The following is a 16,244-nucleotide window of genomic DNA, read 5'->3' as shown; positions in this document are numbered from 1 at the left end:
CGGCTAATGCTTCAGCCAGCGTCCAGAGAACATCGTTAGGGTGAAGCGCATGACTGGGATAGAAGCTCAACACTCGCGCAATAGGCTGCGGCCCGCGCCGGATCCATATCCGCACCTGCGTCGTGATTCCTTCCTGGTCACGGCCTTGTCCTTGATGGTCGTGATGTTGGCGACGGTGGGCAAGCCCTTCATGGATATCCCCGGTGTGGTGGATGGTTCCGCGCATGCGGTGCGCCAGGTAAATACACAGCTCTTTGGTGGTTTTGAGAACGCCTCCGTGTGGTACGGCGCGTGGACCGACCTCGTGGGAAATATCGCTCTCTTCATGCCTTTGGGGGCGGCGCTTTACGTAGTTGGACGCAACCTGTCGGGTATTAAATGGGGCCTGGGCGGGGCGATGCTCATCGGCCTCATGGCCAGCCTGTGCATAGAAAGCGCCCAATACATCTTTGCCCTGGGCTTTAGTGATGTCGATGACCTTCTCTACAACACCGTGGGCTCTGTCCTCGGCGCCGTACTCATGGCGCGCTTGCGGCGCGAAGGGCAGACAAAGGTCCTGCGCCGCCTGGGATTCCTCCTTGCGCTGGCAGCGGTGGTGCTCCTCGCCATGGTGACGCTGTAGTACTTAGCTGGGCGTACGCACGAGCTTAGCGACGTCCCCCGCCACCTGCCGCGCATAGGGTGACACTCCAGTAATCGTGGCCGAGCCTGGGCCCGTCCACGAGCCATAGCCCACGGGGAAGAAACCTTCCACCGTGGGCTTTCCTTCTGCCAATAACCCAGGGAATGGGCGCAAGGCCGGCCGGAAGCCGGTGGCCCAGATGAGATCGCTAAAACCTTCGCGGTTGAGCTCCTCGAGTGAGGAGAACATGCCGGTGGCGTTCAGAATCCCACTATCGCGGGCTTTGAGCACTGGCGGGACCATGACGATATCCCCCAGTTCTGTTTCGGGGCCCGGGTCCGGCTCGCCCCGAAGCTTGGCCAGCATGCGCTGGCGGTTGCGAGTAAAGAGCACGCGCCCGTCCACATCATCCGGCATCCAGCGCGGCGGGTGCGCGGTAAACCATGTGGTATCCACACCAGCGAGGGCGAGCTCGGCGGCGATCTGCGCGCCGGAATTACCAGCACCGACAACGGCTACAGGATTGTTGTGGCCGCGCTCTAAGAAAGGACCGCACCCCGGGTAGTTCGCCGTGTGCCATTGGCGCCCCTGAAATTCACCGGGGTAGAAGGGGATAAAGGGCGCGGACCAGGTGCCCGTCGCGGCCACGACGGTGCGGGCACGGAACTCACCGTGGGTGGTGAGGAGGCGGAAGAAGGGGGCGTCGTCAAGCACGCGCTCCACCGCCACCCCGTGCCGGACCGGCAGGTCATAGCGCTGCTCATAACGGGTGAGGTAGTCCACCACGTGGGAAGCCGGCGGGAAGCCCGGGTAGGAGGGCATGGGCCAGCCGGGCAGGGTGGAGGACTGAGCATCGCTGAAGAGTGTGAGTGAATCCCACACGTGCTGCCAGGCGCCGCCGGGGGAGGCGTTGGCGTCGAGGACGAGGAAGTCGAGTTTCTGGCGGCGCAGGTAGTAGCCGGTGGCCAGGCCGGATTGGCCGCCACCCACCACGATGCAATCGTAGGTATGCATCTATTGGATGAGCTTTCGTTCGCGGGCGGCGGAGACGGCTGCGGTGCGGGTTTCCACGCCGAGCTTCTGATAGACGTGGATGAGGTGGGTTTTGACCGTGGCCTCGGAGATGAAGAGCCGCTGGGCAATCTGCTTGTTGGAGGCCCCCGTGGACAGCGCTTGCAGGATCTCCAGCTCGCGGGGAGACAGCGCGGTTTCCGGCTGTGCCAAGCGCTCCGCCAGGAGGTTCGTGACTTCAGGCGCCAAGGTCCGCTTGCCCGCGGCGGTGTCGAGCACCGCGGTGTGCAGGGTGTCCTCGGGGGCGTCCTTGAGCAGGTAGCCCAACGCGCCCGCCTCCACGGCGGCCAGGATATCCGCCTGCGTGTCATAGGTGGTCAGGATGAGCACCGGGGGCCCATCGAGCTCGCGCACGCGCCGGGTGGCGGCGATACCGTCGACGTCCGGCATTTGGATATCGCAGACGACGACATCGATATGGGGGCCATCAGCATCCGCCAGCTTTTCGACGGCCGAGCCATCGGAGCCTTCCAACACCACCTCGATATCGGGGAAGGCGTTAAGAATCGCGCGCAGCCCGGCGCGGACCACGGGGTGATCATCGATGAGCATCACGTTGACCATTGCTGCTGCCTCCTGTTGGGATTCGCACCGCGAGCGCGGTGCCGGCGGGTGAAGATTCTACCTGGACGCTGCCACCGACGCTGCGAACTCGCTGCTCCAGGCCGGTGAGCCCAAAGCCGCGCGGGCCCTCGATGCCGCGGCCGTCATCGGCGACATCCAAGGTGATCTCATCCTTGAAAGAACCGAGGGTGACCACGGCGCGGTCGGCGTCGGCGTGTTTCATGACATTGGTGAGACCTTCGCGCGCGGCGCGCAGGATGACGTGGGAAAACTCGGTGGGGACGTCGGCGCTGCCGGTGAGCTTGAGTCCAAAATAGGTACGCAGCCCGAGGCCCTTGGCCTGGGCTTGGAGCTCATCCACGAGTGTGCGCAGTTCCTTATCGATGGAGGAGGCAGGGGCCGCGAGCTCCTTGACGAAGCGCCGGGCCTCGGCCAGGTTGTCCTGGGCCACCTTCTCAATGAGCGCGAGCTGCTCGGTGACGTCCTGTTGCGTCGACGTGTTCTTGGCGGCGCGGCTGAGCAGGACGATGGAGGACAGCCCCTGCGCCACGGTGTCGTGGATTTCGCGGGAGAGCCGCTCCCGCTCCTCGAGGCGCCCGGCTTGGTGCTCGCTGGCGGCCAGTTCTTCCTGGGTCTCACGCAGCTGCTTGGCGACGGCCTCGTGGTGTGCCGCTTCCGCCTGAACCCGGCGGGCGGCGTGGTAGACGGCCACGGCGAAACACGTGCCGATGAATGGCCCGATGGCCGCGGCCGCGGTCCAGAATTGCGGGTGGATCCACGCGGGGACGAAGGCGGCCACGGCCCACAGGATCACGCTGGCGACGATTCCTGGCCAGAAAGGAAGCGCATGGATGAAGACGAAGACCAGCGGGAACTCGAGCCACATGAAGTCTTGGGCGTGCACCATGAGGCCGATCCACAACAAGCACAAAGCGGCGAGCCACAGCGTGGTGGGGACGGGGCGGGTAATGGTGCGGGAACCGACGATGACGAAACACGTGTAGACCACTGCGAGTGCAATGGAGAGGCCGAGGACGCGGGCGTCGAGGCGCTCATCGGCCCAGGCGCGGAGCACTCCGAACACGAGGAGGAAGCCGAACATGGCATGCAGTCCCACGGTCCACAGTTTGTTGCTCATCATCACGAGGCACCAGCCTATCGCCTAGGTGGGGGAGCGCGAATCAACCAACTGGTTGAGTAGAGGTTCAACTGGCTACCCGATTACTTTCGGCGCCCGCACACGCAGGATAAATAGTATGTTCCTGGCATTGAGAGAGATAGTCACCGCCCGCGGTCGGTTCTTCCTGATCGGCGGCGTCGTGGCTCTAATTACGTTGTTGCTCGTTATGTTGTCCGGCCTGACCCAAGGCCTGTCCAAGCAAAATACTTCCGCCCTCGAGGCACTCGGGGAGCAGAATCCTTATGTGACCTTCTCGACGGAAGACCCCTCCTTCACCGAGTCGGAGATTTTTGCTGAGGACGTGCCCACCTCTGGTATTCCGCTGGGTACCTCCCAAACCAAGCTGGAGGGCCACGGCGGTGTGGCGGTTATCGGTTTGCCCGCCGGCACCCAGATTCCTGGCTCCGGAACCGTGATTCCGGAAGAAGGCATGGTCTTGAGCCAATCCATCGACGACGCCCTGAACGCGCCCTCCCGGGGCACGCTTGGCGGCGTGGACCTGGACGTGAACGCGGTGGTTGAGGATGAGTATTACTCCCACTCCCCGGTGGTGTGGGTCTCTACCGAAACCTGGCAGAAGGTCTCCCATTCCCCCGAAGACATGGTGGGTGTGGCCGTGCTTTCCCACGAGCCGACCGACACCTCCGTGTCCATGAGCAAGGCACTGTCCGGTCTTCCGGCTTATAGTTCGGAGCGCGGTTCCCTGCTGACCATGCAGGCCTTCCTCTACGGCATCTCCGCGCTGGTGACCATCGCCTTCCTGAGCATCTGGACCATCCAGCGCACCCGTGACCTGTCCATTCTGCGCGCCCTTGGCGCCAGCGTGAAGTACCTGCTCAAGGACGCCATCGCGCAGGCCGCCATCATCCTGGCGATTGGCGTGGGAGTCGGCGCGCTCGTCGGCTGGCTGCTGGGCCTTGCCGCCCAGGGCGCTGTGCCCTTCGAGGTCTCCGCCATGACCGTCATCGTCCCCGCGTTGGGAATCTGGTTGCTCGGCATCGCCGGTGCTTTCCTGGCCACCCGCCGCGTCTCCAAAATCAATCCGCTCGACGCCCTAGGAGGCAATGCCTAATGACTACCACCGCTTCTTCCCCTGCACTGTCTCTTCGCGACATCGTGGTGACCTACCCCGACGGCCAGTCCCGCACCACTGCACTCGACGGCGTGAGCCTGGACATCAAGCCCGGCGAGCTCACCGCCGTGATCGGCGAATCCGGTTCCGGTAAATCCACCCTGCTCTCTGTAGCCGCCGGTCTCATCGAGCCGGACTCCGGAACTGTTGAGATGCACGGCACCCGCGGGCTCATCTTCCAGCAGGCCAACCTGCTAGCTGCCCTGACGGCCCGCGAGCAGTTGCTCATTATTGACCACATGGAGGGCCGCAAGCCCCGCGGTGACCGGGCTGACGAGCTGCTCAGCTTCGTGGGTTTGGAAGGCTTTGGCAACCGCCGCATGAACCAGCTCTCCGGTGGTCAGCGCCAGCGCGTCAACATTGCGCGCGCGCTCATGGGCCAGCCTTCCGTGTTGCTTGCGGATGAGCCGACCTCCGCCTTGGACTCCAAGCTCTCCCGCGAGATTGCCAAGCTCCTGCGCGGTGTCACCGATGACTTCGACACCGCAACGCTGTTCATCACGCACGACCGCCGCCTCCTTGACTATGCCGACACCGTGGTGGAGGTCAAGGACGGAAAGCTCTCCGAATATTCCGAGCTAGCAGCGTAGGAACCCGCTTATCTCTCATATGTTCATACAAAGGGGTAAATTATTACCCCGTTATGATTCGACCCCGCAAGCCCCGAGTAAGCCCAACTGACTACCCGCGCATGCAGCAGTGGACCGCGCTGCATGCGCTCATGTTGAGCATCACTGTGGTGGCCTGCGGGGTCTTTATCGTCGCTGCCCGCAGAATCAAGGGAACCTCCCGCGAGACCTTCATCCGCCGGATGGTGGGCTGGGCCTTGCTGGTGGCGGGCACTGCGTGGACGGTCATCTCCCTGGACCCGAAGCAATTCGATATCCGGGAGTCTTTGCCCTTGCACCTGTGCGATGTGCTGCGCCCGATCCTGGCGCTGGGCCTCATTACCGGCAACGAGCATGCCCTGACCTTGACCTACTTCTGGGGCATCATCCTCAACCCACAGGCCATCATCACCCCGGACGTCTTCTACTACTTCTTACCGCGGTGGCTGCGGTTTGGCACCTACTGGTTCTTCCACATCGTGGCTCTCGCTGTGCCGCTAGTGCTGACCTTTGGCTTGGGCTACCGGCCGACGTGGAAGGGCTACCGCTTCGCAGTGAAGGTCACACCTGTGTGGATGGCCACCGCCATGGCGGTCAACGCGAAGACCGATGGCAACTACGGCTTCCTTAACCACGCGCCGGGCAGCCCCTCCATCATCAACCTGCTGGGGCCCTGGCCTGGCTACATCGCGGCAGAGACCCTCGCCGTCGCAGCAGCGTGGGCCGGGATGACGTGGCCGTGGGAGAACACTTCGCTGCGCCGCGGCACGGTGGCGGTGGGGCCACGCGGGCTCATGCGCAAGTCCGTCGGTACCGCGTCCGGGATCCTGCGCCGCGCCACGGTACGTTTTGGTAAATAGTGGACCGCAAATCGCGAAATTCTAGGGCTTCGTTGCGAAAACGTACCAACACGGCGGCGGCCAGGTACGGATCGATCAAATAAGGTCCCAGATCTTCGAGTTTTTGGGGTGCTATTTGATCGAAACGTACCTTGCTGCGGAGCTAGTGCCGGGCCACGGAGCTAACGCTTCGCGTTGACCAGCCGCGCGATGGCCTGCGGGATGGCCGCCGCGATCTGGGAGGCGGAGCAGGGGGCGAACCCGTCGGGGGTCTCGGCTGCGATGGCCGCCGCATGCGCGTGGATGGCACCGGCGTGGAGGACCTCGGTGATGGTTCGGGCGGTGGGGTCGGCGCCAGTTTCGGTGGAGGGGCTGGCGAAGAGCTGGGCTACGACCGCGCCCAGGATGCCGGAGAGGGCGTCCCCGGAGCCGGGGGTCGCGGCAAAGGAGTGACCGGCGTTGAAGGAATAGATCGGCTGGCCCGGGGCGGTGACGCGGGTTAGGCGGCCCTTGAGCAGGATGATGCTGTGTAGCTCTTCGGCAAGCTCGTGGAGGGCAGCGGCCCACCCAGCAGACGCATCGGGAGCAGAGCCGAAAGTGGCCTCATAGAGACGGCTGAACTCGCCTTCATGCGGGGTGAGGATGGTCATCGGGTGTTCGGTGGCTTTCTGGCGCAGGGAGGTATTGCGTGCCAGAAGCGTTAGGGCATCGGCATCGATGACGGTGGGCAGACCCTGCGCCAGGACCTTTCGCAGTTCGGTGGCGGCCGCTGCATCGGTGCCGCGGCCGGGGCCCACGACCCAGGCCTGGGCTTGGCCGGCGGAGGACACATCGGGATGGCAAACCAGCTCGGGCAGCAAACAGGTGATTGAGTTATCGCCGATGAAGCGCACCATCGAGGGCGTGGCGCGCACCGCCGCGGTGGTACACAGGATCCCCGCACCCGGGTAGATATCGCTGCCGGCGGCCAGGGCGACGACGCCACCGGAATACTTATCCGAGCGCGCGCCTGGTGTGGGATCAACGATGGGTCCGGTGCAGCCAACCGGCCAGGGGCGGGATGCGCGCCCGTCAGGAAGATCGAGTTCGCCCGATTGCCACGTAAAGGGCGTCGGCACGGAGGGCTCGTGGGCGATGAAGGCCGCTGGTTCGTCCAGTTCAGCGAGGGTCGCAGCAAACGAGGGCGCGCCGGGTAAGAAGAGATCGGAGACCACGACCTGTCCGCATTCGGCGGCCAGCGCGTGGCCGAGGCGCGGCGAGCCGAAGGTGACGGTGATATCGGCGCGGACGGCATCCGCGGCGCACACTCCCGTGTCGGCATCGACGCCGGTGGGCATGTCGACGGCTAAGACTGTAGCCCCGGCAGCGGTGGCTTCGCGGTAGAGCGAGAGCGCGGTGCCGCTTAAGCCCCGGGCGGAGCCGAGGCCGGCGATGGCGTCAATAACCAGCGCGCTGCCTGACGGCAGCGCGTCGGCAGAAAGGACCGCGCCACCGGCGGAACGGAACGCAGCGAGAGCCTCCTCGTGACAGCGCTCTGGAACCAGGGCATGGACCGAAACCCCGCGCGAGGCCAGCGCCGCACCGGCGTAAAGCCCGTCCCCGCCGTTGCCGCCGGAACCGGCAAGAATGAGCACCGCTCCGGGGCGTTCCTCCAGCATCACCGAAGCAGCCTCTGCCACCGCCGCGGCGGCCAGTTTCATAAGCTGCTCCTCATGAGACTGCTGTTTAAGCAGGCGCTTCTCAGCGGCACGGACGGCGGCAACGGTATAAGCAGGGCGCATAACCCACACCCTAGCGCGCGGGTTGGCAGGTAGGGCACCAGAAGAGGTTGCGGCCCTGCATGACCTGCTCGCGGATCTCGGTGCAGCACACATGGCACGGCAGGCCGGCGCGGCGATAGACATAGACCTCGCCGCCGTGGTCATCCTTGCGCGGCTCGCGGCCCATGGCCTCCGGCGTATGGGCGGGACGGACCGTGTCGATGCGGCCGTGCTCGACACCGTAGTCCATGAGATCGACCAGGTCAGACCAGATGGCATCGAACTCGGCGCGGTCGAGCTGGTTGCCGGGGATGAAGGGGGAAAGCTCTTGTCGGAAAAGAGCTTCTGCGCGGTAGATGTTGCCCACCCCGGCGAATAGACCCTGGTCCATGAGCATCGCGCCGATGCTGCGTCGCGAGGCATGCACGCGGTCCCATAGGGTATCTGGGTCGGCATCCTTGCGCAGCGGATCCTGGCCCACCTTCGCCACCTTGGCCTGGTACTCCTCCTCCGTGATGAGCGTGCAGAACTGCGGGCCGCGCAGGTTCGCGGCCGTTGTGCCGTTATCGATGCGTAGCCGGATCTGGCCCCACACATCGGCAGAAGGCTCAAAGCGCAGGGAACCGATGAGGCCCAGATGGATATAGATAACGTGGCGCGGGTTATCCGTATCGAAGTGGACAAAAAGGTGCTTGCCAAAGGCTTCGGCGAGGGAGAGGGGAGAGGCGTCGACAAGCGCGGCCTCCGTAGCGAACCGGCCTTGGGGGCTGCTCACGGCCAGCGGCTTGTTACGGAAATCCGCATTCAGTGTGCGGGCAAGGCGGTGAATAACGTGTCCCTCAGGCATGTCAGGAAGTCTACGCGGGGGCTGTGCTGCTGTAGACTTTCCGGGTACTACCCGTTGAACGGAAGGGCCTAAATACTATGGGGCGCGCAATCGGTTTTGACCGTGAAAAATACATTGAGCTGCAGTCGGAGCACATTAATGCTCGGCGCAAAGAAATTGGCGGGAAGCTTTACCTGGAAATGGGCGGCAAGCTTTTCGATGACATGCACGCCTCCCGCGTTCTGCCCGGTTTCACCCCGGATAACAAGATTGCGATGCTCGAGCGCATCAAGGATGACGTAGAAATCCTCGTCTGCATTAATGCCAAGGACATTGAGCGCCAGAAGATGCGCGGTGACTTGGGGATCCTCTACGAAGATGATGTGCTGCGGCTTGTCGACGTCTTCCGGGACCGCGGCTTCCTGGTTAACAACATCGTCATGACCCAGCTAGAGGATGGCAATAGCCAGGCGGAGGCTTTCATCGAGCGCCTCGAGCGTTTGGGGCTGACGGTGGCACGCCACCGCATCATTCCGGGCTACCCCGCCAACATCGACCTCATTGTCTCCGAGGATGGCCTGGGCAAGAATGACTATGTGGAGACCACCCGTGACCTCGTGGTGGTCACCGCGCCGGGGCCGGGCTCCGGCAAGCTGGCTACCGCGCTCTCGCAGGTCTACCACGAGAATCTGCGCGGCGTGCCAGCAGGCTATGCCAAGTTTGAGACCTTCCCGATCTGGAACCTGCCGCTCGATCACCCGGTGAACCTGGCCTATGAGGCGGCCACCGTGGACCTGAACGACGCCAACGTCATCGACCACTTCCACCTCTCCGCGCACGGCGAATCCACGGTGAACTACAACCGCGATGTCGAGGCCTTCCCGCTGCTGAAGTCTCTGCTGGAGCGCCTGACCGGCACCGTTCCCTACCAGTCTCCGACGGACATGGGCGTGAACATGGTGGGCTTCTGCATCACCGACGATGAGGTCTGCCGCGAGGCCTCCCAGCAGGAGATCATCCGCCGTTACTTCAAGACGCTGGTGGAGGAGGCCCGCAATGGCCTCGACACCACGCAATCCGAGCGCGCCGCCGTAGTCATGGCGAAGGCCGGCATTAAGTCCACCGACCGTCCGGTTGTGCTCCCGGCACGTCAGAAGGCGGAAGAGACGCAAGGCCCGGCAGCCGCGCTGCAGCTTCACGACGGCACCATCATCACCGGCCGCACCTCCCCGTTGCTGGGCTGCTCCGCAGCCGCGCTGCTCAATGCGCTCAAGCACCTCGCTGGCATTGATGATGAACTGCATTTGTTGTCCCCGGAATCCATCGAGCCCATCCAAACGCTGAAGACGAAGCACCTGGGCTCCCAGAACCCGCGTCTGCACACCGACGAGGTGCTCATCGCGCTGTCGGTATCCGCGGCGAAGGACGAGAACGCCCGCCGCGCGCTTGATGCGCTCAAGGAGCTTCAGGGCTGCGATGTCCACACCACCACCATCTTGGGTTCGGTGGATGAGGGCATCTTCCGCAACCTGGGTGTCCTGGTGACCTCCGATCCGGTCTTTGCCCGCAAGAGCGCGCTGTACCAGAAGCGCTAAACCTCACCTGCTGGACCTTGGCTGGAAGCGCCTTCCCGCAGGCATTCCCCCAGACCTCGATCCCGAAACTCCCTGCTCGCTGACTCAGACGCACCACGCGCTTGGCGACGCCCCACGCTGCAGGTTGCGGGTTTCAGGTCTGGGGCTTTGGGCTAAGAGCGGTTGCAGCGTAGGGCCCAAAAGATTGGGGTTTTACCTCGCAGCAGGCCTAGACTTGCAGGCGTGACTATTGGCAAGATTCTCCTCTACTACTGCTTTACTCCCATCGAGGACCCCACCGCGATCATGCTGTGGCAGCGCTCCCTGTGCGAGAAGCTCGGGCTGAAGGGCCGCATCCTCATCTCGGAGCACGGCATCAACGGCACCGTGGGCGGGGACATGGATGCGTGTAAGCGCTACGTGCGCGAGACCCGCGAGTACCCGGGATTCAAGAAGATGGAGTTCAAGTGGTCCGAAGGCGGAGCGGAAGACTTTCCGCGCCTGTCGGTCAAGGTGCGCGATGAAATTGTGGCCTTCGGCGCGCCGGGCGAGCTCAAGGTGGATGAGAACGGCGTCATCGGCGGTGGTGTCCACCTCAAGCCCGAAGAGGTCAACAAGCTGGTGGAGGAGCGTGGCGAGGAGGTCGTCTTCTTCGACGGCCGCAACGCCATGGAGGCGGAAATCGGCAAATTCAAGAATGCCGTGGTGCCGGATGTGCGTACGACCCATGACTTCATCGCCGAACTCGAGTCCGGCAAGTATGACTGGATGAAGGATAAGCCCGTGGTCTCCTATTGCACGGGCGGTATTCGCTGCGAAATTCTTTCCGCCTTGATGAAAAACCGAGGCTTTAACGAGGTCTATCAGATTGACGGCGGCATTGTCCGCTACGGCGAAAAGTACGGCAACGATGGCCTGTGGGAAGGCTCGATGTATGTCTTTGACAAGCGCATGCACCACGAGTTTGGCCAGGGCCTAGAGGATCCGGGCTTTATTCAGCTCGGCCACTGCGTGCATTGTGGGAAGGGGACGAATACCTTCCACAACTGCATTAATGAGGACACCTGCCGCAAGCAGGTGCTCATCTGTGATGACTGCATCCAGCACGTTGAGACACAGCACTGTGGGCGCCCAGATTGCGCCGAGGTGGCTGCGTCCCAGGCGCAGGCCTAGTTTTCGTTAGTTTTCGAGCACTGGGGCCAGCAGGATCTGGATATCGTTGATGCACCAGATCATGAAGTTGCCGGCCATGACCCAGAAAATGGCCATCCAGCCGCGCCAACGCACGTAAGCCTTGAGTTTGCGCACCATGATGACCGCGCAGCCAATCATGCCAATGAAGGGGATGATCAGTGTCGTCGTGGCGAACACGGTGCGCTGGGTCCTCGTGCAGAGCCAGGCGGCATATTCGGCCTGGAGGCAGTCGGTCGTGGTTCCGGCAACCTTGAAGATGCCCGCGAGGAGAAGCGCATAGAGCACCGAACCGACGAGGATCAAAATCATAAAACACAGAGCTTGGCGCGAGGAACGGCGGTTGGCTTCGGCGACGGCGAGGGGATCGGGTTCGTCGGCAAGCTCGTCAAAGTTGCGGGGCTCGGGGCGCGGCAGGTTGGTATAGTCCGCGTCGGACGTGAGATCGTTTTCAGGGTGCTCTGCTGCCATGGTTTGTTAGTCTAACGTGCTTCTTTATCGTAGGTGCTGGGACAGACCAGTACTGGAACGCCCAGGTGGGGAAGCAGCTCGGTGGCGGTGCTGCCGATGAAGACGCGTTCGATGGGCCCCATGGGAGAGGAACCCAAGCAGAGCAGATCGCCCTTCTTCCACTTCAGTGAATCCACCGCGCCGGACCAACCATGGCCGCTGCCGATGGCCGTCGTGACCGAAAGCTCGGGGTAGGCATCCGCAATGAAATCGTGCGCCCGGTCCAACAGTGAGAGTGAGTGCTCGCGCCAATTGGGGGCATCGGAGGGAAAGGTCGGAGAGTATTCGAGGGGGACGTCGACAAGCCCCTTGGCGGAAAACGCCAGGATACGCAGGGGGATTCCGCCGCGCTGTGCAATGCATGCGGCATGCAGGAGGGCGGGGTCGTCGGCACTGCCCAAGTCGGTGAAGGCGAAATTGATGCGAGTGACGCCGTGCTTGGACAGCTTGATACCACGCGGGATGAGACCGACAGGGAGGGGCGAGTAGTGCAGAAGCGCGTCGGCAGTAGAACCAGAGAAGAAACGGCCCTTCGGCGCGGATTGATTGGCCCCAAGGAGGATGACGCTCGCCTTGAAGTCCTCAGCCGCCTGCTCCAAGAGCTGTGGGCGAGAAGGCCCTGCCAAGAGAACGGAGACGTTTTTATCGAGCTGGTCCTTGTCCACCCCGGCTGCGTGCAAGGCCTGCTTGACGGCGCGTTCGCAGGTGGCGCGCTCCTTCTTGAACCACTTCTTGTAGGAACCGCTGAGCTTGCTGAGCGACGTCACGGTGAGGGGCTGCGAAATCGTTGAAACCACGCGAATCCGAACGGAGGTGGAACGCGCGAGCCACGCGGCAAATTCGATAGCCTCCGTGCCGGTGGAGCTAGGGCTCCACGACACCAGGACGCGGAGCGGAGGGAGCTGGTCGTCCGGGGAGCATGGCCCTTCCGCAGGGTGTGAAGAATTCTTAGCCATTCAATAAAAAGTTCGGGGTCGTTTTCTTCATTATCGACCCTTCATGCCGGAAAATAAAATCCGCTCTACCGGCACTTTTTGGTCTATTTCCCTTCCATGATTGGACGGTAGACATCGGCAAGCTTGGAGATGAGATTGACCAAAGTGTCAGCGTCCTTGATGTCCTCTGGGTCGAGCCAGCGCAGGATCTCAGCCAAAGCTGCCGCGCGTTGGCGGGAGACAATGGTCAGCTCGGATTCCCCGAGCTGGGTGAGGGCGACGAGTACGCCGCGGCGGTCTTTTTCATCGCGGTGCCGTTCCACGAAGCCTTGGCGCTCCAATTGGTATAGCGCATTGGAGGCGGTCGGCATTCGGATGAGTTCTGCTTGCGCGATGGTGCTCACGCGGGAGGGGCCGCGCATGCGCAGCTGGTTCATGATGGAGACCTGCGACGTTGTCAGGGACGTGCCCTCCGTGGTGCGCTGGAAGATGAGCATGAGCTTGTTGAGCGCCGGCTGGATCTGGCGGGCGACTTCCAGGGCATCCTCATAGGGGACTGGGGATTCAATAGTTTCTTCACTCATGGAAAATAAGTGTAGCTAGGAATCACGGGGTTCGGTAGTTAGTTATTTAAAAAATTAGGTGTTCTATCACGAAGTGTTTAGGAGCACTCTAGATTGTTAGCGTCGTCGGCATTACACTGTCCGGCGTGAATTCTCCGTCTAAGGCAGAGTCGGCAAAGGCAAAGCCAACCGTGGCCTACCGCAATGAGGTCTCCTATGAATGGGAGCGCGCGCAACATCTGCGTGAACTTCGTGCGGGGAAGCTCGGGCCCGAAGAGGTATGCGATGCCGATTTTTTCCTTCGTGCTGCGGCGGAGCACCACGGCGTCGACATGCACAAGCCGTGCCCAGTCTGCGGTGAGGAAATGCGGCTGACTCGGTGGGTGTACGGAGATGCCTTGAAACGCCGAGCAGGCAGCGCGCGCAGCGAAGCAGAAATCGCGGAGATAGCCGCCGAGGGAATCGAGTTCACCGTGCATTTCGTGGAAGTGTGTCCGGCGTGCCGCTGGAATCATCTGCTTCGAGCCGCCACGGTCTATGCTCTAGGGTAGTTTTGGCTTCCCAGTTCGCGCCGGTAAGCTGCATATATTTACAGTTTCTGTACAGGATTGATGAGGACACGGATCAGTGACCGAGAAGGAAACCTCTGGGCGAAAGTCCGGTAAAAGTAGGAAGAGCCCCTCGCGCAGCGCACGGCATTCGTCGAGCTCTAAACGCCGCTGGCCGTGGATCGTGCTCACTGTCTTATTTGTTTTGGTGGGCATCCCCGCCCTTCTCTTCGGCTTCGCGTATACGCAGTACGACGTCCCGGAGCCCGAGGAGCTGCAGCCGAGTCAGATTTCCACCATCGTCGCCGGCGATGGGGAAACGCAGTTGGCCAAGCTGGTTCCGCCTGAGGGCAACCGGCGCCAGGTGACCCTGGACGAGATCCCGGATTATGTAGAGGGATCCGTGCTGGCCGCCGAGGACCGCGAGTTCTGGACCAACTCAGGCTTTTCCTTCACTGGATTGGGCCGCGCTGTCTTGGGCAAGCTCACGGGCGACAGCACTGCCGGCGGTGGTTCCACGATCACCCAGCAGTACGTAAAGAACACACTGGTGGGTGATGAATACTCCTACGTTCGCAAGATTCGTGAGCTCATCTACTCGGTGAAGATGACCAACGAGTGGTCCAAGGAAGAAATCCTCAACGCCTACCTCAATACGGTCTACTTCGGCCGTAATGCTTATGGCATCGAGGCTGCATCTAACGCCTACTTCAACAAGGACGCTAAGGACCTCACCGTAGAGGAAGGCGCTATGCTCGCCGGCCTCATCCAGTCTCCATCCGTGTTGGATCCGTGGGTGGATGAGGAACGCTCGCAGGCCCGTTGGAACTACGTCATGGATGGTCTCGTCGAGATGGGCGAGCTGGATTCGGCTGAACGTTCCCAGATGGCCTTCCCGGAGACGCGCGACCCGGGCGAGTACTCTGCCTACACCGAGGCGCCCGGCGCCTATGGGCACATCAAGAACCAAGTCACCGGCGAGTTGGCACGCGTGGGAATCACCGAGGACCAGCTGGCCACCGGTGGCCTCAAGGTGACCACCACCATTGATATGACTGTGCAAAACGCGTCGACCGACGCCGCCCACGAGCAGCTTGCCGTGCTGCAGGAGGACGCTCGTGCCGCAGCCGTGACCATCGACCCAGCAACGGGCGCTGTGCGCGGTTACTTTGGCGGCGATGACTCGAATGGTTGGGACTACGCTAACTCCCCGCTGCAGACCGGCTCGGTCTTTAAGATCATGGCGCTGGCCGCAGCCCTCCAGCAGGGCATTGACCTCAACACCTATTACTCCTCTGCTCCCTACCAACTGCCTGGTTCCCAGACCGTGACCAACGTGGGCGGCGGCTGTGGAAGCTGTTCCATCGCTGAGGCACTGAAGAATTCTTATAACACGTCCTTCCTGCGCCTCCAGGATGACCTGGAAAACAAGATGCAGGACACCGCGGACATGGCCCACGCGTTGGGCGTCGCCCGCAGCCTGCCGGGGATTGAGAAGACCCTGACGGAAAACGGTGGCACGCCGTACGAAGGCGTGGTGTTGGGCCAGTACCAGTCCCGCCCGCTCGATATGGCAACCGCCATGGCTACCTTGACCAACCAGGGCGTCTGGCACCAGCCGCACTTCGTACAGAAGGTAGAAAACGCCGCCGGCGAGGTCCTCTACGAGAATCCGACCGATGGCGGTGAGCGCCGTGTCTCCGCCAACGTTGCTAATAACGTTATTTCTGCGATGCAGCCGATTGCGGCATGGTCGAATGGCGCACTGGCTGGTGGACGCCCGTCGGCCTCCAAGACTGGTACCACCCAGCTGGGTGATACGGGTACAAACAAAGATGCCTGGATGGTTGGGTCCACGCCGCAGCTGGCTACAGCAGTGTGGGTAGGCACGGCTGATAACACCTCCGCAATCTTTAATCAGTGGGGCGGAATCATGTACGGCTCGGACGCACCGACGAAGATCTGGAAGTCCATCTTGGACACCTCTCTGGCCAACGTCGAGCAGCAGTCCTTCCCGCAGGCTTATCCGATTCACTATGGCGTCGGCAGCTGGGGCTCCGGGTATGTCTATGACCCGAGCCAGAGCACCACGTGGAACCAGGCGCCGGCAAGCCCGGAGAACGAGGGCGACGAGGAAGCGCCAGCCGAAGACGGCGAGAACCACGATGAGGGACGGGGGGAGACCCCAGGCCGGCCAGCGCAGCCTGAGCAACCGGCCCAACCCGCAGAGCCCGAGGTCCCTTCGCTCGATGACATTCTCAATGGAGATGGACTCGACCAATTACTTGGTCAATAGGAGATTGATCGCCCGGTGAGCCATC

At 62.4% G+C, this 16,244-nt stretch carries 16 protein-coding genes; 8 read left to right on the top strand and 8 right to left on the bottom strand.

Features of this window, described 5'->3' with window-relative positions; translation table 11 throughout:
- Positions 1-49: 49 nt before the first annotated feature.
- The gene (locus tag CAURI_RS12840; protein ID WP_012715368.1) at positions 50-622 is read left to right on the top strand and encodes a VanZ family protein; all 573 of its coding nucleotides are present in this window, start codon (positions 50-52) and stop codon (positions 620-622) included.
- 3 nt (positions 623-625) lie between these two features.
- Here CAURI_RS12840 and CAURI_RS12835 read toward each other — a convergent pair whose 3' ends face one another.
- From CAURI_RS12835 to CAURI_RS12825, 3 genes are read right to left on the bottom strand one after another with little or no spacing between them, the layout of a single operon-like run.
- Entirely contained in the window at positions 626-1,636 is a 1,011-nt protein-coding gene (locus CAURI_RS12835; protein ID WP_010187931.1) for an NAD(P)-binding domain-containing protein, read from the bottom strand.
- Entirely contained in the window at positions 1,637-2,257 is a 621-nt protein-coding gene (locus CAURI_RS12830) for a response regulator (RefSeq protein WP_010187929.1), read from the bottom strand.
- Complete coding sequence (locus tag CAURI_RS12825) at positions 2,232-3,398, bottom strand: sensor histidine kinase (protein ID WP_010187927.1); 1,167 nt, start codon at positions 3,396-3,398, stop codon at positions 2,232-2,234. The genes CAURI_RS12830 and CAURI_RS12825 overlap by 26 nt, the downstream gene beginning before the upstream one ends.
- Positions 3,399-3,513: 115 nt before the next feature.
- On the opposite strand from CAURI_RS12825, the gene CAURI_RS12820 reads away from it, so the two are divergent.
- From CAURI_RS12820 to CAURI_RS12810, 3 genes are read left to right on the top strand one after another with little or no spacing between them, the layout of a single operon-like run.
- A complete protein-coding gene (locus CAURI_RS12820) occupies positions 3,514-4,509 on the top strand; it encodes an ABC transporter permease (protein WP_010187925.1) in 996 nt (331 codons plus the stop codon).
- Positions 4,509-5,159 (top strand): ABC transporter ATP-binding protein, encoded by a 651-nt coding sequence (locus tag CAURI_RS12815; RefSeq protein WP_010187924.1) that lies wholly within the window; start codon positions 4,509-4,511, stop codon positions 5,157-5,159. The genes CAURI_RS12820 and CAURI_RS12815 overlap by 1 nt, the downstream gene beginning before the upstream one ends.
- 53 nt (positions 5,160-5,212) lie before the next feature.
- Positions 5,213-6,037 (top strand): YwaF family protein, encoded by an 825-nt coding sequence (locus CAURI_RS12810; RefSeq protein WP_012715367.1) that lies wholly within the window; start codon positions 5,213-5,215, stop codon positions 6,035-6,037.
- Positions 6,038-6,198: 161 nt separating this feature from the next.
- Here CAURI_RS12810 and CAURI_RS12805 read toward each other — a convergent pair whose 3' ends face one another.
- Together CAURI_RS12805 and CAURI_RS12800 are read right to left on the bottom strand one after the other, a co-directional pair.
- Positions 6,199-7,797, bottom strand: a complete 1,599-nt coding sequence (locus CAURI_RS12805; RefSeq protein ID WP_010187921.1) for an NAD(P)H-hydrate epimerase — start codon at positions 7,795-7,797, stop codon at positions 6,199-6,201.
- 10 nt (positions 7,798-7,807) lie between these two features.
- The gene (locus CAURI_RS12800; RefSeq protein ID WP_010187920.1) at positions 7,808-8,623 is read right to left on the bottom strand and encodes an Fpg/Nei family DNA glycosylase; all 816 of its coding nucleotides are present in this window, start codon (positions 8,621-8,623) and stop codon (positions 7,808-7,810) included.
- A gap of 77 nt (positions 8,624-8,700) precedes the next feature.
- Here CAURI_RS12800 and CAURI_RS12795 point away from each other — a divergent pair, with 77 nt between their 5' ends.
- Complete coding sequence (locus CAURI_RS12795; protein WP_010187918.1) at positions 8,701-10,197, top strand: DUF1846 domain-containing protein; 1,497 nt, start codon at positions 8,701-8,703, stop codon at positions 10,195-10,197.
- 222 nt (positions 10,198-10,419) lie between these two features.
- Complete coding sequence (gene trhO, locus CAURI_RS12790; RefSeq protein WP_010187915.1) at positions 10,420-11,349, top strand: oxygen-dependent tRNA uridine(34) hydroxylase TrhO; 930 nt, start codon at positions 10,420-10,422, stop codon at positions 11,347-11,349.
- 6 nt (positions 11,350-11,355) lie between these two features.
- Here the strand turns inward: trhO and CAURI_RS12785 are convergent, their stop codons facing one another.
- From CAURI_RS12785 to CAURI_RS12775, 3 genes are all read right to left on the bottom strand, one after another.
- The gene (locus CAURI_RS12785) at positions 11,356-11,838 is read right to left on the bottom strand and encodes a hypothetical protein (protein ID WP_010187913.1); all 483 of its coding nucleotides are present in this window, start codon (positions 11,836-11,838) and stop codon (positions 11,356-11,358) included.
- Positions 11,839-11,849: 11 nt separating this feature from the next.
- A complete protein-coding gene (locus tag CAURI_RS12780) occupies positions 11,850-12,833 on the bottom strand; it encodes a universal stress protein (RefSeq protein WP_010187911.1) in 984 nt (327 codons plus the stop codon).
- 83 nt (positions 12,834-12,916) lie between these two features.
- Positions 12,917-13,396, bottom strand: coding sequence for a MarR family winged helix-turn-helix transcriptional regulator (locus CAURI_RS12775; RefSeq protein ID WP_010187909.1), 480 nt, complete (start codon positions 13,394-13,396; stop codon positions 12,917-12,919).
- Positions 13,397-13,566: 170 nt separating this feature from the next.
- On the opposite strand from CAURI_RS12775, the gene CAURI_RS12770 reads away from it, so the two are divergent.
- Positions 13,567-13,926: a DUF5318 family protein gene (locus tag CAURI_RS12770; protein WP_010187907.1), complete on the top strand. Its 360-nt coding sequence runs from the start codon at positions 13,567-13,569 to the stop codon at positions 13,924-13,926.
- Between the two features lie 76 nt (positions 13,927-14,002).
- Positions 14,003-16,219 (top strand): transglycosylase domain-containing protein, encoded by a 2,217-nt coding sequence (locus tag CAURI_RS12765; protein ID WP_012715365.1) that lies wholly within the window; start codon positions 14,003-14,005, stop codon positions 16,217-16,219.
- Positions 16,220-16,244: the final 25 nt, after the last annotated feature.

Source organism: Corynebacterium aurimucosum ATCC 700975 (genome assembly GCF_000022905.1).
GTDB lineage: Bacteria > Actinomycetota > Actinomycetes > Mycobacteriales > Mycobacteriaceae > Corynebacterium > Corynebacterium aurimucosum_F.
Note: the sequence above shows the minus strand (reverse complement) of the source record. Positions and strands in the feature narration are given on the sequence as shown.